General features: G+C 71.0%; 14 protein-coding genes and 1 pseudogene. 9 read left to right on the forward strand and 6 right to left on the reverse strand.

Annotated features, from left to right (window positions below; translation table 11 throughout):
- Positions 1-289 precede the first annotated feature (289 nt).
- From lepB to ACWGH4_RS15800, 3 genes are all read right to left on the reverse strand, one after another.
- Positions 290-958: a signal peptidase I gene (gene lepB, locus ACWGH4_RS15790; RefSeq protein WP_453460636.1), complete on the reverse strand. Its 669-nt coding sequence runs from the start codon at positions 956-958 to the stop codon at positions 290-292.
- Positions 959-1109: 151 nt separating this feature from the next.
- The gene (locus tag ACWGH4_RS15795) at positions 1110-1400 is read right to left on the reverse strand and encodes a DUF397 domain-containing protein (RefSeq protein ID WP_453460639.1); all 291 of its coding nucleotides are present in this window, start codon (positions 1398-1400) and stop codon (positions 1110-1112) included.
- Positions 1381-2235 carry a helix-turn-helix domain-containing protein gene (locus ACWGH4_RS15800; protein ID WP_453460642.1) on the reverse strand — a complete coding sequence of 285 codons (855 nt, stop codon included), beginning with the start codon at positions 2233-2235 and terminating at the stop codon, positions 1381-1383. Before ACWGH4_RS15800 ends, ACWGH4_RS15795 begins: the two co-directional genes overlap by 20 nt.
- Positions 2236-2414: 179 nt before the next feature.
- Between ACWGH4_RS15800 and ACWGH4_RS15805 the strand changes: the two genes are divergently transcribed.
- On the forward strand, positions 2415-2618 hold the full coding sequence (locus tag ACWGH4_RS15805) for a hypothetical protein (protein WP_453460645.1): 204 nt from the start codon (positions 2415-2417) through the stop codon (positions 2616-2618).
- Positions 2618-2971 (forward strand): annotated as a pseudogene (locus ACWGH4_RS15810) (ATP-binding protein); the annotation flags it as partial. The gene ACWGH4_RS15805 and the pseudogene ACWGH4_RS15810, both read left to right, overlap by 1 nt.
- Before the next feature lie 128 nt (positions 2972-3099).
- Here ACWGH4_RS15810 and ACWGH4_RS15815 read toward each other — a convergent pair.
- Together ACWGH4_RS15815 and ACWGH4_RS15820 are read right to left on the reverse strand one after the other, a co-directional pair.
- The gene (locus ACWGH4_RS15815) at positions 3100-4110 is read right to left on the reverse strand and encodes a hypothetical protein (protein WP_453460648.1); all 1011 of its coding nucleotides are present in this window, start codon (positions 4108-4110) and stop codon (positions 3100-3102) included.
- A 9-nt stretch (positions 4111-4119) separates the two neighbouring features.
- The gene (locus ACWGH4_RS15820; RefSeq protein WP_453460651.1) at positions 4120-8856 is read right to left on the reverse strand and encodes a DUF6531 domain-containing protein; all 4737 of its coding nucleotides are present in this window, start codon (positions 8854-8856) and stop codon (positions 4120-4122) included.
- Positions 8857-9082: 226 nt separating this feature from the next.
- Between ACWGH4_RS15820 and ACWGH4_RS15825 the strand changes: the two genes are divergently transcribed.
- The 3 genes from ACWGH4_RS15825 (at position 9083) to ACWGH4_RS15835 (ending at position 11306) form a co-directional block, all read left to right on the forward strand.
- Positions 9083-10027, forward strand: coding sequence for a hypothetical protein (locus ACWGH4_RS15825; protein WP_453460654.1), 945 nt, complete (start codon positions 9083-9085; stop codon positions 10025-10027).
- Positions 10024-10287 carry a hypothetical protein gene (locus ACWGH4_RS15830; RefSeq protein ID WP_453460657.1) on the forward strand — a complete coding sequence of 88 codons (264 nt, stop codon included), beginning with the start codon at positions 10024-10026 and terminating at the stop codon, positions 10285-10287. Before ACWGH4_RS15825 ends, ACWGH4_RS15830 begins: the two co-directional genes overlap by 4 nt.
- 134 nt (positions 10288-10421) lie before the next feature.
- A complete protein-coding gene (locus ACWGH4_RS15835; protein WP_453460660.1) occupies positions 10422-11306 on the forward strand; it encodes a hypothetical protein in 885 nt (294 codons plus the stop codon).
- A gap of 69 nt (positions 11307-11375) precedes the next feature.
- Here the strand turns inward: ACWGH4_RS15835 and ACWGH4_RS15840 are convergent, their stop codons facing one another.
- Entirely contained in the window at positions 11376-11870 is a 495-nt protein-coding gene (locus ACWGH4_RS15840; RefSeq protein ID WP_453460663.1) for a DUF1877 family protein, read from the reverse strand.
- 362 nt (positions 11871-12232) lie between these two features.
- On the opposite strand from ACWGH4_RS15840, the gene ACWGH4_RS15845 reads away from it, so the two are divergent.
- From ACWGH4_RS15845 to ACWGH4_RS15860, 4 genes are all read left to right on the forward strand, one after another.
- On the forward strand, positions 12233-13027 hold the full coding sequence (locus tag ACWGH4_RS15845) for a L,D-transpeptidase family protein (protein ID WP_453460672.1): 795 nt from the start codon (positions 12233-12235) through the stop codon (positions 13025-13027).
- Between the two features lie 37 nt (positions 13028-13064).
- Positions 13065-14021, forward strand: coding sequence for a hypothetical protein (locus ACWGH4_RS15850; protein ID WP_453460666.1), 957 nt, complete (start codon positions 13065-13067; stop codon positions 14019-14021).
- Between the two features lie 323 nt (positions 14022-14344).
- Positions 14345-15073 (forward strand): sigma-70 family RNA polymerase sigma factor, encoded by a 729-nt coding sequence (locus ACWGH4_RS15855; RefSeq protein WP_441263828.1) that lies wholly within the window; start codon positions 14345-14347, stop codon positions 15071-15073.
- Complete coding sequence (locus ACWGH4_RS15860) at positions 15073-16131, forward strand: hypothetical protein (protein WP_453460669.1); 1059 nt, start codon at positions 15073-15075, stop codon at positions 16129-16131. The genes ACWGH4_RS15855 and ACWGH4_RS15860 overlap by 1 nt, the downstream gene beginning before the upstream one ends.
- The last annotated feature ends 159 nt before the right edge of the window (positions 16132-16290 follow it).

The following is a 16290-nucleotide window of genomic DNA, read 5'->3' on the forward strand; positions in this document are numbered from 1 at the left end:
GGACGCCCACCTCTGCACGTTGGAGAGTGAATCGCCAAGGGTGGCCGATTACGCCGATGCCCGCCGGTCTCCGGCGGGGCTTTTCGCCGTCCGTGGCTCCCTCAAGACCTGGCTCTTACGGGTATCAGGCGACTTCGGCGGCGGTGGCGCGCAGGTGGCGCAGCGCCTGGGTGCTGTGTCTCGTGCACGCGGGGCTCATCGTGGTCGTCTGGACGCAGGTGCCGAGCCCGTTCGTCCCGCCGCACGTTCCGTGAACAGCGGGACGTGGGACGGCCGAAGGTCCTCGGGCTCAGGCCACCGGCCACGGTGGAGCAGCCTCGACCGGCCGCCGGGCACGGCGCCCGGCCACGTACCCCCCGATCCCCAGGCCCGTCCCGACCAGGGCCATCACGATCCCGAGGATGCCCAGCGCTGCGAACGCCACCGGCACGGTGGAATCGTTCTGCACCCGCCCGCGCACTCCGGATGCCGCGACGCTGCCTGACTGCTCGCCGAGGAAGAAACGCGAGTCGTTCGAGTTCCCACGGTGGTCGCCCAGCAGGAACAGCCGCCCGTCCGGCACTGTCACGTCGTATTCCGCGGCCCCGGCGTTCACCTCACCGCGCATCACATACGGTTCGTCGACCGGCTTCCCGTTGACCGTGATCCGGCCTCCGTCGCAGCACACCACGTGATCGCCGCCGGCCCCGATGACCCGCTGGAGGACCGGCCTGCCCTGATACCGCTCCGGCACATCGACGAGTACGACGTCGCCCCTGCGTATCTCGCCCGCGTCCGTGCGCTCGATGAGCAGCCGCTCGCCCGGACGGTACGTGGGCGACATCGCCTCGCTCATGACGGTGGCGCCTTCGTAGTTCGTCCAGGTGTACCCGATGCCACCGAGCATCAGGACCAGTCCGAGTGGTACGAGCACCCAGGCGGCGGTTCTCAGGCCGCTTCCCGCTCTCCGCTGCCGCATGAAAGCCCCTCCCTCGAGCCGCCCGACGGCCGGGCGGGCCAGCAGAGGGTAACCGCCTCGGTGCGTGACGGTTCGTGCCGGCCCCTCGGCAGGGCGCGGGCAGGCGAGGTGGAGCCGGTCGGCGTCGAAAGGCCGACGCCCACCGACTGCGTCACGCGGTGGCGGGCGACTTGAGGGACATGACGAAGGCGGTCCAGGCCGGGGCCGTGACCGTGAGGACCGGGCCGCTCGGGACCTTGGAGTCGCGGACGGGGACGACGCCGGTGTGGGCGTCGCACACCTCGACGCAGTTGCCGCCGTCGCCGTTGCTGTACGTGCTCTTGCGCCAGGCGGCCGCGCCGGGGAACGCCTCCGCGACCTCGACGCAGTCCCCGCCACTGCCGTTGCTGTAGCTGCTCTTGCGCCAGACGGCGGTGCTCAAGTCAATTGCGCTGCTTGCCATTTCGGTCATCCTCAGCCGCTTCCTCGATCAGGGCGAGGGACGCCTCCGGTGGCAGTGCGGCGGCCCTGAGCCAATCGTACGACCGGCGGTACTCCTTCACGAGGGCCGGATCGTCGATGGTGTCCCCGCTGTGCAGTGCCTCCGTGTAGACCAGGGGAGGGGCGTCGGGGAAGGTCATGACCTTGGCCGTGCCCAGCATGAAAGGGTGCGCCCCGCAGTTCCACGGAAGGATCTGGGGAACGATCCGGTGGCGGCGTGCCAGCGCCGCGATGTGCTCGAGTTGTTCGGCCGTCTGGTCCGGCGGAAGGATCGGCTGGCGCAGGAGCGACTCGGACAGGATCGCCCAGTACATCGGCGTCTTGTGGTTGTCCTCAAAGAGGCGGGCCCGTGCCAGTCGGGCGCTGACCTTCTCCTCCACCTCCTCGTCCGGGGCAAGAGGATGTGTCGCGCGCACCACCGCCCGCGCGTACGCGTCCGTCTGCAGCAGACCCGGGATCAGCGTCGGGCACCACTCCTCGATGGTCTCCGCGTGCTTCTCCGCCTCCAGCACCCGCTCGAAGTAGCTCGCGTGGCCTCGCCGTTTCGCCCGCCGCACGTCCTCGCAGCGCCGCCGGAAGAAGCCGTCCGTCCCGAGCACCTGGTCCACGTGCTCAGCCAGTTCGGCCGGCATCCGGCGCGTGCCGCGTTCGATCTCGCTGAGATGGCTGGGGCCGTAGAAGCTGCCCTCGACCAGTTGCTGGAGCGTCAGTCCCGCCTCCTCCCGTTTCCACCGCAACTCGCTGCCGTAGAAGGTCGGGACGCCCGCCGAGCCGTCGATGTCCTTGCGCTGCCCCATCGCCCACCGTCCCTGGTGCCGTGTACCGCCCGTTTCCCGGGGTTCCCCGGCCCGTACCAACTGCACCGCGCATACGTGCAGTTCAGGGCGGGGATCCCGAACCTCTTTCACGCTACGCCGCTCGGCATCACGCTGTGAGCAGTTCGTCACACAGCGCACTGGAAGGTGTGATCCCGCCCATGTACGACCACTCCGAAGCCGACGACTGCGCCGAGGAGCTGCGTGCCGCCCTCGCCGAGCACGGCATCACGCTCCCGTCCCTTCGCGTCGACCTGCCGACCTTCGCCGCCCGCTACCCGGCCCGGCCGCTGATCTCGCTCGGCAACTGCAACCTGCTGACCGCCCGGACGCTGGTCGCCGCGCTCCGCAAGGGAGCCGCATGATGAGCCGGCCGCCCCTGACGCTGGACCTGCTCGCGACCCCGGCCGCCGTGTCCGGCGTGCGCCGCGCCCTGCGCGACTACGGCGTCGACCTCCAGCTCTGCGCGACCGAGCTCCTCACCAACGTGATCCGCCACGTCGGTGAGGGAACGCCCGTGACGGTCCGGGTGTCGTGCGGCGGCGGCCGTACGCGTCTGGAGGTCACCGACCCCGACCCGCGTGCCCTGCCCGTCCTGTGCGCGACGGCCGCCGCCGACGACGAGTCGGGCCGGGGCCTTGTGCTGCTCGACGCGCTGACCCTGCGGTGGGGCGTGGGGCAGGGGCCCGGCGGCAAGACCGTGTGGTGCGAGCTGGCGGCGTGGCGGACAGGGGGCTGCGACCGGCTCCGGCCAGGACAGGGCGCGAGCCATGAAGTGCCCGTCGTTCACGGCGGAGCTTCGGGGGAGCAGAATTCGCACGAACCGTTCATCGAGGGCGATCCGGATCAGGAGGTCGTCCAGCGCTGCACCGTCTCGTCGTCGCGGACGAGCCACGTGCCGTCGCCGAGCGGCACGGCAGTGACCCCCGGCGTCTGCGGGTAGTCGAGTTCGGCGAGGGGCCTGAGCGTGTGGGCGTCGAGGAGGAGGTGGGTGCCCTCCTCGGCCCACTGTTCCTCGGCCGTCACGACCAGGATCCGCTTGTCGTCGACGAAGCCCGGGGTGTAGCCGACGAAGACCCTTTCGTCCGGGAGCACGTCGCCGGCCTCGATGATCACGTCGTCGGCGCCGTCCTGCGTGCGGCAGAGGTATCCGCCGCCGACGTCCTGGATGACCAGCGCCCCCTCCGGGCCGACGCCGACGCAGGCTTCCGTGACGGTGCCTGTGGCCCGCACGTCGAGCCTGCCGTTCGTGTGGGTGACCAGGAAACACAGGGTGCCGTCCTGACCCATGGAGGCGGTGAGAAGAACCTCGGGTCGCGCGTCAGGAAACCCCTGGAACTCGTACGCTGCGGCGCGGGACGGCAGGACGTGCTCGGCGAGCACCTCGCCGGTGGCCAGGTCGAGGGCGCGGCAGATGTCGCCCGGGGAGAGTCCGTCGGCTCCGAGGGGTCCGGCCATGGTCGTCAGAAGGACACGGCCGGCCGGGTCGGGCGTGCACGCGCCGGAGGCCTCAGGCGAATGCTGCCAGTCCCCGTGGCGATGCTCCCAGCGGACGGTTCCGTCGGCCTCGTAGACAGTGACGGCCTGCCGGCTGCTGATGGCCAGGGCGCCCTCGGGCAGCGGTGAGCAGTACGTGCCGGAAGTGTGGGGATCCGGGTCGGTCCACGTCGCGCGGTCGGCGAGCACCCGGGACGGATCAGCGTCGACCTTGCCGATGGTGATCGTGCCTTCGTGCCGGGTGACGAGCCAGTGCACCCCGTCGCGCAGCAGCGAGCCGTCCAGGTTCCCCAAGGCCTCAGCAATACCGGGTACGGGCTCACTGGCGAGCAGCCGTGCGGGTACGCGGGGGTAGTTCATGTGCGCGTCCTAGTTCGTGTCCGGGGTGTGACGGCTGGGCCAGTAGAACTGCCGCCGGTGGGTGGGATTGTCGCCACCGTAGGTGGGGCCTGCGAGCATGCCCTCGATGCGGATGATAGGGGCGCAGAACTCGGGGCACACACTGCGCATCGCGGCCCCGTGAATGGGCAGCCAGTCATCCGAACCCTTGTTGTGCAGGCGGCTGAGGTAGTGCAGGATGTTCTGCTCCGCATGCCCACCTGGGACGTTCGGCGGTGTCGGGGGGAGGTACTGATCGTTCGGGAGGGGATACAGGCCCATCTCCTGAGCCAGCTTCCGCTGGGCCGGCGTCAGCTTGCTCTTGCTGGTCCCGGCGACGATGAGAACGTCCTTGCCATCGTGGCGCGTGGCAATGATCGCGACAGTCTGGTGCTTCTGTCCGCGAGTGGGCAGGACCTGGGAGATCTTGTGCGCCATGTCCTCCAGGCTCTGCATACAGGGCGCCAGCCCGAGGGGATCGGCCTCGGTGGCGGGGTTGTTGACGTAGCCGGCGGGGTTGGGGGCGGGGTCCAGGCCGAGGGGGTCGGGGCTGACGTAGCGGCCGGCCTCGGGGTCGTAGTGGCGGAAGAAGTTGTAGTGCAGACCGGTCTCGGGGTCGGCGTACTGGCCGGGGAAGCGCAGCGGGGTGTGTGCCGTGGCGTCCCGGTTCCAGGCGGTGGCGCCCCACTGGGTGGCGCGGCTGTGCCAGGCGGTGGCGCCGGTGTGGTCGACGAGTTCGGTGGGTGTGCCGACGAGGTCGGTGACGATCGCGAAGAAGCGGGCGTCGACGGAATCCTGGTCGCCGCCGGGGCCCTGCGTCGTGCGGCGCTCGGCCTGGGCGATCGGGCGGTGGCCGTCGTACTCCCAGGTCAAGGTGGTGCCGGTGGAGGAGTCGGTCTGTTCCGCCAGACGGCTGCCGTCCCAGCTGAAGAGGGTCTCGGCAACGACGGTCCCGTCGGAGGCGTGCCGGCGCTTGGCAGTTCGGCGGCCCAGCGGGTCGTAGCGGTAGGTCCATCGGGTGCCGTCGGGTGTGATGCATGCGGTCAGCCGGTCGGCCGCGTCCCATTCGTAGCGCCAGATGTCCGGCTTGCGGGATATTCGCTTCTTGCGCCGTTCGACGATGCGGCCGGCCGCGTCGTAGGTGTAGTGCAGCGCTCCGGCGGATTGCAGCCGGTTGCCGTTGTACGCACGCGGGCCCCGGGACTCGGAGTGCGGGGCCTTGTCGGGCCAGTGGGCGGAGGTCTGGTTGCCCTCGCTGTCGTAGGCGTAGGTCTCGGTCCATCCGTGGGACTCGACCCGCAGGGGCCGTCCGGCCGGGTCGAGTTCGTAATGCCTGCGCTTGCCGGTCAGCCCGTCGGTGACGGTCTCCAGCCGGTCGTCGGCGCGGTAGGCGTAGAGGCGGCGGCTGAGGGTCCGGTCCCGGGCGGTGAGGCGTTGCTCCCGGATCCGGCCCGCGGCGTCGTAGGCGGTGCCGAGGACCACGGGCTGCTCGGCGCCGCCGAAGGACCGGGCCACCTCGCGGCCGGTGGCGTCGTGGTCGAACGCGATGCCGTGGCCGTCGAGGGCCACGTGCGTGCGGTTGCCCAGCTCGTCGTGAGTGAGGCGGGTGGTGGACCCGCTGGGGGTGACCCGCAGGGTCCGGCGCGAGAGGGCGTCGTAGCCGTACCGGCTGGTGTGTCCGTCCACGGTCTCGGCGACGGTGCGGCCCATGGCGTCCCATTCGAGGGCGAGGACGGAGTCGGCGGAGCGCGCCTCGGTGAGGCGGCCGGACCGGTCGTAGGTGTAGGTGGTGACGGCGCCCTCGACGTCGCGGGCGATGACGCGGCCGGCGTCGTCCAGGTGTGTGGTGACGGTCTGCCCCAGCGGGTTGGTGCGGCTGTGTCCGCGGCCCGAGGGGTCGTAGCTGTAGTGCAGGGTGCGGCCGTCGAAGTCGGTCTCGGAGACCAGGCGTCCCACGGTGTCGTATGTGTAGGTCCAGGTCAGTCCGGCGGTGTTGCGCACCTCGGTGAGGCGCAGTTCGGTGTCGTAGCGGAAGTCGTAGCGGGCGCCGTCGGGAGTGGTGCGGGAGGCCGGCTGGTCGAAGTGGGTGTACTCGTAGGTCGTGACGCCGCCGTTGGCGTCGGTCTCGGTGAGGCAGTTGCCCTCCCCGTCGTAGGTCCACCGCTGGGTGGCGCCGTCGGGGCGGGTGTGTGAGGCGAGGTGCCCTTCGACGGTCCACGCGCATGTGGTGGTGGCGCCGTCGGCATCGGTGACGGAGACGGGCCGGCCGAACGCGTCGCGGACCAGGGTGGTCGTCCTGCCCTGGGCGTCGGTGTGGGCGAGGACCATGCCGGCATCGTCGTTGCGGTAGGTCCGGCTGTTGCCCAGCGGGTCGGTGACCGCGGCGAGGGCGCCGTTCGGGTCGTACGCGTAGCGGGTGGTGACCCCGTCCGGTGTGGTCAGGGAGACGTTGTTGCCGCGGTCGTCGTAGGTGCGGCGCCACACGCTTCCGTCGGCGGCGGTCACGACGGTGGGCAGGCCCCGCTCGTCGTACTGCGTGGTGGCGAGGGAGCCGTCCGGCTCGCGTACGGACGTGGGGTTTCCGTCCTCGTCCCAGGTGTAGGTGACGCTGCGGCCCTGGCTGTCGGTGCGGCTCTGGAGCCGGTCGTAGCGGTCCCAGACCTGGCTGACCGTGTTGCCCAGGGGGTCGGTCTCCGCGACGACCTGAAGGAGGCGGTTGAAACGGAAGACGCTCGTGGCGCCGGTGGAGTCCGTGTAACGGGTGATGCCGCCCTCGCTGTCGTAGGAGAATCGCGACGACAGGAAGCCGTCGGGTCCCACGGTCCGGACCACCCGGCCCGCGGCGTCGTAGACGTACAGGTAGGTGGACCCGTTGCGGTCGGTCCATGCGGTGATGCGGCCGGTGGGGTCGTAGGTGAAGCGCGTCGCCGTGCCGGAGGAGTTGGTGACGGCATCGAGGTTTCCGTCCGCGTCGTATCCGTACGACATGACGGTGACCGGCCCCTGCGGGGTGTGCAGACTCAGGGCGGTGATCCGCCTGTCGGCCACGTCCACCTTGACCGTGTAGCCGCCGCTGTGGGACACCGTGGAGGGAGCGCCGTCCGGGCGGCGGGCGAGGACGACGGTGTTGTCGTGGCGGTCCCTGATCTCGGTGAGCCAGTAGGCCGGGGAGGTGCGGTACGGACTTCCGGTGAACGAGCGGGTGAGCCCCCCGGGTTCGGACAGGGTGTAGGTGGTTTCGTCCTCGTGCACGCCGCCGTGGGCGAGGGCGATCCGCGGTCCCTCGGTGGGCAGGACCCGATCGTCGCCGGGCTGCGGGAGCCGTGGGTAGACGAGGCACGATCCGTCGTTGCGCGCCCAGACGACACCCGGTCCTACGGGGTCGGCTTCCAGGCGCTCGTCGAACAGTGAGGACCAACTGCGGCCGAACCAGTGACCGTAGCGGTACTTCGACAGGTGTGTACGGTCCACGACGAGGGGGAGCACTCCGGGCAGGGAGAGGTCGACCTGCGGCAGGGTCATCTCCCCCGTCGCGATGTCGACCGGGTCCGACTTGCACGTCTTTCGGTCCAGCGGGACGGAGTGGCGACGCGCGTCGTCACGGACCTCGCGCAGTCCGTTCGGCCTCGTCCGGGCGCTGTCGCCGTCACCGCGGCGACGGCGGTGGTCGCCCGCGCCGCCGGAACCGTCCCGGCCGTCGTCGTCCTTGCGCCGGCGGGCGAGGCGTTCGCGGATGTCGTCGTCGTTGTTCTTGTGGTCCTTGGATATCTGCTTGACGGCCTTGGGCAGGGTCTCGCCGACGTGGTCGCCCATGGTCTTGGCCGACTTCACCAGAGCGCCCATGGCCTTCTCTATGACGGGGTCCAGTGCGTCGGCGATGTCGTCCCGGCCCTTGTTGCGGCCCTGGGCCGTCTTCGCCTTCGTCAGCTTGCCGGCGGTCTTGCCGTGGATGCCGACGCTCACCAGGTTCAGCCTGGTGCCGGCCTGATCATGCTCGTCGTGCTCGATGTGGAAGCCCGGGCCCTTGGGGCCTTTGCCACCACCGCCTCCGGCGGAGGCGAGATTCATGCCCTCCTTGGCGCCCTGGACACCCTGGTCGAAGCCGTCCTTCCCGGCCTGCTTCGTCTGGTCGAGGTTCACACCGTTCTGCACGCCCAGTGCGTTCGCCCCCAGTTGGACCACCAGGTCCGCGGCCATGTTCTCCAGCGCCGCCACGGCCGGCTCGGTCATCACCGCCACGATGTGACCGACCGCCTCCTCCATCGCACCCGTGATGAGCTTCAGCAACTGCTTCTTCGTGAAAGCGATCGCACCGGCGCCGAGCAGTGCCGACAGACCACCGGTCACGGGGATCAGCGCCAGGGCGAGACCTGTCTGGCCGGCCAGAATGCCGAGCTCCGCGACCGCCTTCCACTTCATGGCCTCGATGGCGCCCGCCGCCATGTCGAGTGCGCCCGCGATCGTCCGGGCCGCGGAGATCATGTCCTTCAGGTGCTTGCCCTTGACCTTGCCCCAGTGCTCGTTCAGCGCGTCCATCGCCTCGCCGTGACCCGACGACAGCAAACGCTCCATGTGGTTGTTGGCGAGCTGACCGTCGTCGGCGAGGTCGTCCGCGAACTCCCGCAACGCGTCCGCCATGTCCCGGTAGGCGTCCTCGTCGACGTTGGGCCAGTTCACCCCCACCAGATCCAGCAGCGTGTCCGCCCAGTCCGGCACTGTGACAGCCATGACCGCGTCCCCCGTATCAGCTGTAGATCATCCAGCCGAACAGTCCTACCACGGCCGCAGACCTTGGAATAATCCGTGATGCGGCCAAGCCGGGCTACGGTCGGGCCAGTTGGGGCACTGCTCACCTGCGTATCCGGGTGGAGACGAGGCCCGCGCTGTTCGTCACGGGCGACATCATGGCGCGGCCGCCCGGGCCGATGTCGGCGGCGTCCGTTTCAATGGCGCCATGGACGAACGGGAAGAGCCTGCGCTCCATCTGGACGAACTCCTGTCAGTGGTGCACCGGGTGGCCGCCCCGGGGACGGGCGACCTCAACTGCGGTACGCCGGGGCATCCTTCGGGGCACATATGCCTGGCGCCCTCGGAGGCGATCGGCCTTCCCGCGCTCCAAGAGGCGCTCGGCGGGCTGTACGGCCGGCCGCGGAACCTCGCCATGGGCGGGTTCGCCGACCCGACGGTGACCGCGCGGACCGGGCTGCCGCTGCTGGCCCCGTTCGGCGAGCGGATCGTGGAGATGCGCGGATGGGTTTTCGCGGACCGGTGGATCGGGTGCGGCAGCGCGCGGGCAGGGGACGACGTCCGGCTCGTGGCGCTGGTGGCCGAACGGGAGGACCCCGCGGCGCGGACGGCGGAGCTGACGTCCTGGGTGGACGGGGTCGTCGCCGTCACGGGATGGGACACGAGCCGGCTGCGGACGTTCGACTGGGCGGCGGTCGAGAACCGGCTCGGGACGGCGCTGCCGAGCGACTACAAGCAACTGGCCGAGATCTTCGGCACCGGCGCGTTCGACGGCTTCCTCGCACTCCAGACGCCGGATGCGTCCTGTGTGAGCGCGGACATCGTCCGGCACACCGAGTGGCTGGGCGAGTGGGCGAGGACGCGCGGCAGCGAGCTGTGGAGGCCGTACGAGGTGTATCCGGTGCCGGGCGGGCTGCTGCAGTGGGGGAGTACGGAGCAGGCGCACGGGTTCTACTGGCTAACCGAGGATCCCGACCCCGACAGGTGGCCCGTCCTCGTGACTGAGGACATTCCCGACTCGTGGGTCCGGTTCGACGGCACGACCGCCGAGTTCGTCCACCGGATGCTCACCGAACGGGAGCACCCCTGCTCGACGGCCCGCTACTTCGACACCCACTGGTTCGAGAGCCACGAGAGCGAGTCGCCGGCGTGACACCCCTGTGGTCCGCCACGAGACGGAAGTTTCCGATCGGAGCCGAGATCCGGGGCACCGTCGAGAAGGCCGCTCCCTTCGGCATCTTCGTCTCCGTCGAAGGTGTGCGGCCCTACGGTGCGGTCGCGGATGTCGCCGGAATGCGCAAGGAGGCAGCCGACGATTCGGTGGTGATCCGGCCCGGCGAGGGCGATCCGGTCACCGGTGTCGTGGCCGGGCACTCGGATCACAACGAGCAGTTGAAGATCCACCTGACGTGATGTCCCCGCACTGACGTGACGCCCTCGAAGCGTGACGTCATCGCAGGTGGGGTGCCGGGAATGTCCCTCGGGGTGATCAAGCGGCGGGAGCTGTTGTACAGTCCGCGCCCCGTCATGACGTAAGGAAGCCGCCCATGCGAACCCGCCCCATCCGGAGTGCCGCCGTGTTCGTCCTCCCGCTCGCGCTCACGCTGACCGCGTGCGGCACGGAGGCGGAGCCGGCCGGGAGCCCTGAGACGGCGGCGGCGTCGTCCCCGTCGACCGCCTCTTCCGAGCAGGCCGAGGCGCCCGAGACGGCGGAGGACTTCCTCGCCCTCGCCGAGAAGGCGATGGCCGAGGAGCCGGCCTGGTCCTTCTCCGTCAAGGGGGAGGAGGGGCTGACGTCCCAGGGACAGAGGAGCGCCGCGACCTACGAGGGCACCGTGCGGCGTGCCGTCGGACGGGCGGCGCTGCACTCGCAGGGCGTCAGCACCAGCAGCAAGGGCAAGAAGAAGACCGAGGAGCTGTACGTCATCGGCGAGGCGGGCCATCTGAAGGAAGGCTCGGCCGAGTGGAAGGCCGTGTCACCCGCCGATCCGGAGATGCGGAACAAGGCCGACGACCCGATCGCGGTCATCCACGAGTTCCGGATGTACGCGCAGGCCACCGGCGGCGACGTCAAGGTGACCGAGAAGGACGGCGGCGGCACGGTCGAACTCCGCGTCACGAGCGGGAAGCAGAAGCTGAGCGCCGTCCAGCAGCGAGCCTGGGCCAAGAAGGCGAAGCGCGAGTTCGAGCCCACGGCCGAGCAACTCCGCGAGGCCGGCATCCCGGTGGACGACGCGCGGCTGACCCTCTCCGGCCTGGAGGAGGTGCTGCTCCTGGACGCGGAGACCTACCGGATCAGGAGTCACCGCCTCGACTTCGGCTTCCTGATTCCCTACAACGGGCAGGACATGGCCTTCGAGCAGCAGGTGACCATGGAGAACCAGGGCGCGTACGACGGCGAAATCGAGCTCCCCGCGGATCTGCGCGGCTGAGAAGGCCGCTGGGGCCCGGGGGCCCGCGGCCTGTGCCGGCCGGCCCAGCCGCGCGCCCCCGCGACGGGCTCAGTACCAGAACGCCTTGATCACGGCGTCGCCCCTCGCCGCCGCCTTCACATAGAAGGTGAGCAGGCCCGAGTGGTGCTCGAAGAAGACGTTCTTGACGTCCGCCTCGTCCCAGGCGGAGAACGGCGCGCGGAAGGCGGTACCGGCGCGGTCCCAGAACGCGTCGAACGGCAGCCCGTCGAGGAACGCGGCCGCCCGCGCCACGCCCGTCGGGCAGAGGAGCGCGAACGGTGGCTGCTCCTCCGACGGATGGCGCACGACACGGCCGCCGAACACGGGCAGCTCCCAGAGCCCGTCCCCGGCCTCCGGCCGGCCGGCGGCCGTCCCGTAGAACTCGTGGACCATGGCGAAGTCCTTGTCGATGGACTCCGCGAGCCCGGCCTCGTACTCCTCCTCGTGCCTCTCCCAAGCAGCCAGCATGAACTCCGTCAGGCCGCTGTGATCGTCCTTGACCTCGGAGTCCGGTACGGCGCGCAGATGCATGTGGAACGACACGGGTCTCCCCGGGGCCGGGGCGACCCTCTGTTCGGGCCGCGTAGACGGAACTGACGGGAAGGGAACGTAGCGCGGGCCACGGACAACGGCGGTCGCGCCCGGGCCACTTGTGTCCGGTATGTCTGTCGCCTGGTTCTCGGCCGGGTCGGCGATGTATAACCGGCCAGCCTTGAGGCGCGGCACGTCGTGCCGCCACTGTTCCGACGAGCCAAGGATCACCCGTGCTGCGCTCCTCCGTTAAGTTCTCGTCCGCGCTCGCCCTGGTCGGCGTGATGTCGCTGGTGTCGGCCTGTGGTGGGGGTGAGGAGCCGGCCGGCTCTGCCGCCGCCTCGGCCGGTGCGGCGGCGCAGGGGGACAAAGAGGTGACGGGTGGTTCGGCGTCGCCCAGTGCGTCCGCGTCCGCTTCGGCCTCCCCGTCCGCCTCCGCGTCACCCTCGGCCTCCGCTTCCGCTTCCGCGTCGGCCAAGGCGTCCGGCAGCACGGCACCGAAGGCCACGGCCACGAGCGGCGGCAACGCGGGCCCGGGCAGCGGTTCCGGTGACGAGCCCGCCGCGCCCTCCACCCCGAACTTCCCCGTGCCGGTGAACGTCGGCAACGCCACCCAGGTCATCACGGTCGAGGCCCGCGGCTCGTACGCCACGGTCACGGCCTGGCAGAAGGGCTCCGCCGGCTGGAAGGCGCAGTTCTCGACGAGCGCCGGACGCGTCGGATCGAACGGGGTGACCGACGGCGCCACCCGCCGGCAGAACACGTACACCACCCCCACCGGCACCTACACGATCACCGAGGGCTTCGGTGTCGAGTCGAGCGGCACCGCCATGCCGTACACCAAGGTCAACGACAGTCACTGGTGGGTCCAGGACCCGGAGTCGAAGTTCTACAACTCGATGCACACCGAGGCGGGCGCGGACTTCCCGCTGACCGAGTCCGGCGACCGCGGCAGCGAGCACCTGATCAACTACCCGACGCAGTACGCCAAGGCCCTGGTCATCAACTTCAACCGCTGGCCGGCCACTCCCGGCCGGGGCGCGGGAATCTTCCTCCATGTCAACGGCAGCGGCGCCACCGCCGGCTGCGTGTCGGTGCCGCGCGCGACGATGGAGCAGTTCATGGGCTGGGTCAAGCCGTCCGCGAACCCGCGCATCGCGATCGGCTGACAGAACAGAGCGGACATCGAGGAGATTCGGGCGGCACGTGGAGATACTTCCTCGCATCGGCGTGCCCGGTGCCCGCTTCGGGCGGACACGGGCCTCCGTACGAGCGGCCCGAGGTGCCCCGGACTCCGCCTTCCGGCGTGCCGCCGACGCCACCCTGACGGACATGTACGTCACGGCGGCGGGCGGACACGAGGACGGTGAAGGGCGCGGTGACGGCTTCTTCGAGTTCCTCGAGTACGACGACACCGGCGTCCTTCACGCCGTGGAGGTGGCGTCGCCCGCACCCGTCACCCTGGACGGGATCGTGCTGCTCGGGCGGCCCGAGGCCGAGGTGGTCGCGGAACTCCGTGGCCTGGGACACGAGGTGAAGGCCGCCGGGGACGCGGAGGGGTGGGCGCTGCCCGCCCTCGGTGTGGTGCTCGGCGGCACGGCGCAGGACGCGGACGGCTTCGAGAGCGTGCGGCTGCGGGCCACCGCCGTCGGCGACGACGCGTTCGAGTTCTTCGAGCCGCCGGGCGGCTCCCGCCCGGCGGCCGCCGGGCCCGCCGAGGTCGTGGCGCACCGCGGCATCGGCCCGGTACGCCTCGGATCGGCACGCGCGGACATGCGACGGCTGCTCGGAGGCGGAATCGGGTCCGTCCCCGAGTTCGGCGGCGCCGGGCAGGACAACTTCTTCGAGGCCGGGGTCGTACTCACGTACGACGCTGACGAGACGGTCGTGCGCCTCGCGTTCACACGGCCGGCGTCGGTCGGCCACGGTGGTGTGTCGCTCCTCGGGCGGCCGATGAGCGACGTGCGGGCGGACGCCCTGGCCCGGGGGATGCGGTTCGTCGAACGGGAGGCGGAGCTGTTCTTCCCCGATGCCGGGTTCGGTGTGCTGACCGCGCGCGACGCGCCGGACCTGCCGACCACGGCCGTGGTGCTGTCGGCCGGCCGTCGGGGCGGTGACCCGGCGGCCGGGGAGCATGCGGAGGGAACGGGCCTTCTGTGGTGACGTGTCCGTCCGGGAGCCGTCCGGCCACTTCCGGGGATTGCGGAACGGTCCGCCGGGGCACGTCCACCGGCCGAAAAGGACGACCGGGGCCGCCACCCCCCACAGGAGAGGCCCCGGTCGTCGTTCGTGGCGGGGGCCCGAGGGCGCCCCGTACTAACCTCAGCGCCGAGAGTGCTGTTTCTGTCACACCGCGCCGAGTCGCAAACTTGTTGCAAGTTGTACGAGGCGTGGACGTGGGACCTTAAAAGGACGTAGCGTGCTGATTCGCGCAGGACAGCGCGGCAGTGGTGACCAGCTGCGGTACGGAACGACGGGTTGAGGTAGTGCTGGGGGACGACGCGGAGCTGACCGCCGCCGTGCTCGCGGCTCAGGATGGGGACGAGGACGCCTTCCGGACTGTGTACCGCGCCGTGCATCCGCGGTTGATCGGCTATGTGCGCACGCTCGTCGGCGACGCCGACGCGGAGGACGTCGCCTCCGAGGCGTGGCTCCAGATCTCCCGGGACCTCGACAGGTTCAGCGGGGACGCCGACCGGTTCCGTGGCTGGGCCGCACGGATCGCCCGCAACCGTGCGCTGGATCACATCCGGATGCGGGGCCGCCGGCCGGCCGTTGGCGGTGACGAGACCGAACTGACGGGCAGGGCCGCCGACTCCGACACGGTCGACGAGGCGCTGGAGTCCATCTCCACCAGCAGCACCATGGCGCTCATCGCCCAACTGCCGCAGGATCAGGCCGAGGCGGTCGTACTGCGGGTCGTGGTCGGCCTCGACGCCAAGAGCGCGGCCAAGACCCTCGGCAAGCGGCCCGGGGCCGTCCGGACGGCCGCGCACCGCGGCCTGAAGCGGCTCGCGGAACTCCTGGGAGCCGACGGTTCCGCCTTCGAAGGCGGGGACCGGCCTCCCACGGACGTGACTCGCCGGGGTGGGGAGGACCCCTCGGAGAGCGCTTCGGAACTGGGCGGACTGCCCACCCAGCGCGGCTCCCGCCCCGGTGCGACGGCACCCGCCGGTGTGACGCATTCACGCCTGCGGACGCAGAAGGACATGTGATGGCCGACGAGCGGTACGAGTGGCTTGACAGGGACGCGGCGGAGCGACTGCTGCGTGGCGAGCCTGTCGAGGTCACGGACGAACGCGCCCGTGCCGAGGCCGCACGACTCGCCGCCACCCTCGACAGCGCGGTACGGAACCCCGGCTACGGCTACGAAGACGGTGAACTGCCCGGTGAAGCGGCCGCGATGGCCGCGTTCCGCAAGGCCAGGGCCGAGTCGACGGCAGCGGCGGGGACTTCGCTCGGGACCGTACGGGTCACCCGTTCCCGCCGCGGCGACCGGCCGGCCCGCGGTGTCGGATTCGCCAGGCCTGTCCGGTTCGGGATCGCGGCGGCGTTCGCGGGCTGCGCCATCGGCGGTGTCGCCGTCGCCGCCGGCAGCGGTGTGCTGCCCACCTTCGGCGACGACGGTCCCACGCCCGCGTCCTCCGTGTCGGCCGCGGCGACACCGGGACCGCTCACGTCCCCGTCGCCGAGCGGCGGGAAGGCCGGCGCGGCATCCCGTCCTCCGGGCGCCACCGGCACACCGCCGGGTCTGCCGCCCGTGACGGGCAGCGCGACCCCGGCACCCGGCGACACGGGCGGGAGCACGCCCGGCCTGCCGGCCGGGGACGGTGCGGCCACGCCGGGCGGCGAGGACCCGTCGAAGGCCGACCTGTACCGCAGGTCCGTCGAGGCGTGCCGTGACTACCGCAGCGGCCGGATCGACGCGGACCGCAAGCGCCGGCTGGAGGTGGCCGCCAAAGGCGCCGAGCGGGTGGAGCGGTTCTGCGACGAACTGCTCGGCGGCGGCACGGGCGACGGCGGCAGCCCGGGCGGCGAGAACGGCAACGAAGGCGACGACCGCGAAGAGGGCGACCGCGACGGGAGCGGCAAGGACGGCGGGAAGAACTCCGGCGGCTCCGGCGGCGACAGCGACTCGGGCAGCTCCGAGGGCGCACCGCAACTCCTCCCCGACACCCCGCAGGTCTCCTACTCGCTCGTCCCCGACCCGGCCGCGACACCGTGGGCGACCGGATCCGACTCGCTGGCGGCCGCCACCATTCGAGCTCTCTGACCTGCGCTTTCACAGGGCCAGGCGCGGGGTGTGACGTTTTTTTCGGCTGCGGCGCAGTAGATAGTGAGCCGACTGGTCATCGGCGGCGCAACGAGCCGGGGTTCCCCCCGTACCTACGGCTCAGCGCAACGGCGCGGGCGGGACACGTTCCCCCGGTCC

The sequence above is a fragment of the Streptomyces sp. NPDC054847 genome, assembly GCF_053610925.1.

What these genes read in the sequence shown, in the direction of transcription:
- ACWGH4_RS15815 (WP_453460648.1), bottom strand. Translation starts at nt 4,110, where the DNA reads ATGAACTACCCCCGCGTACCCGCACGGCTGCTCGCCAGTGAGCCCGTA.
- ACWGH4_RS15820 (WP_453460651.1), bottom strand. Translation starts at nt 8,856, where the DNA reads ATGGCTGTCACAGTGCCGGACTGGGCGGACACGCTGCTGGATCTGGTG.
- ACWGH4_RS15795 (WP_453460639.1), bottom strand. Translation starts at nt 1,400, where the DNA reads ATGGCAAGCAGCGCAATTGACTTGAGCACCGCCGTCTGGCGCAAGAGC.
- ACWGH4_RS15825 (WP_453460654.1), top strand. Translation starts at nt 9,083, where the DNA reads ATGGACGAACGGGAAGAGCCTGCGCTCCATCTGGACGAACTCCTGTCA.
- ACWGH4_RS15800 (WP_453460642.1), bottom strand. Translation starts at nt 2,235, where the DNA reads ATGGGGCAGCGCAAGGACATCGACGGCTCGGCGGGCGTCCCGACCTTC.
- ACWGH4_RS15805 (WP_453460645.1), top strand. Translation starts at nt 2,415, where the DNA reads ATGTACGACCACTCCGAAGCCGACGACTGCGCCGAGGAGCTGCGTGCC.
- ACWGH4_RS15835 (WP_453460660.1), top strand. Translation starts at nt 10,422, where the DNA reads ATGCGAACCCGCCCCATCCGGAGTGCCGCCGTGTTCGTCCTCCCGCTC.
- ACWGH4_RS15860 (WP_453460669.1), top strand. Translation starts at nt 15,073, where the DNA reads ATGGCCGACGAGCGGTACGAGTGGCTTGACAGGGACGCGGCGGAGCGA.
- lepB (WP_453460636.1), bottom strand. Translation starts at nt 958, where the DNA reads ATGCGGCAGCGGAGAGCGGGAAGCGGCCTGAGAACCGCCGCCTGGGTG.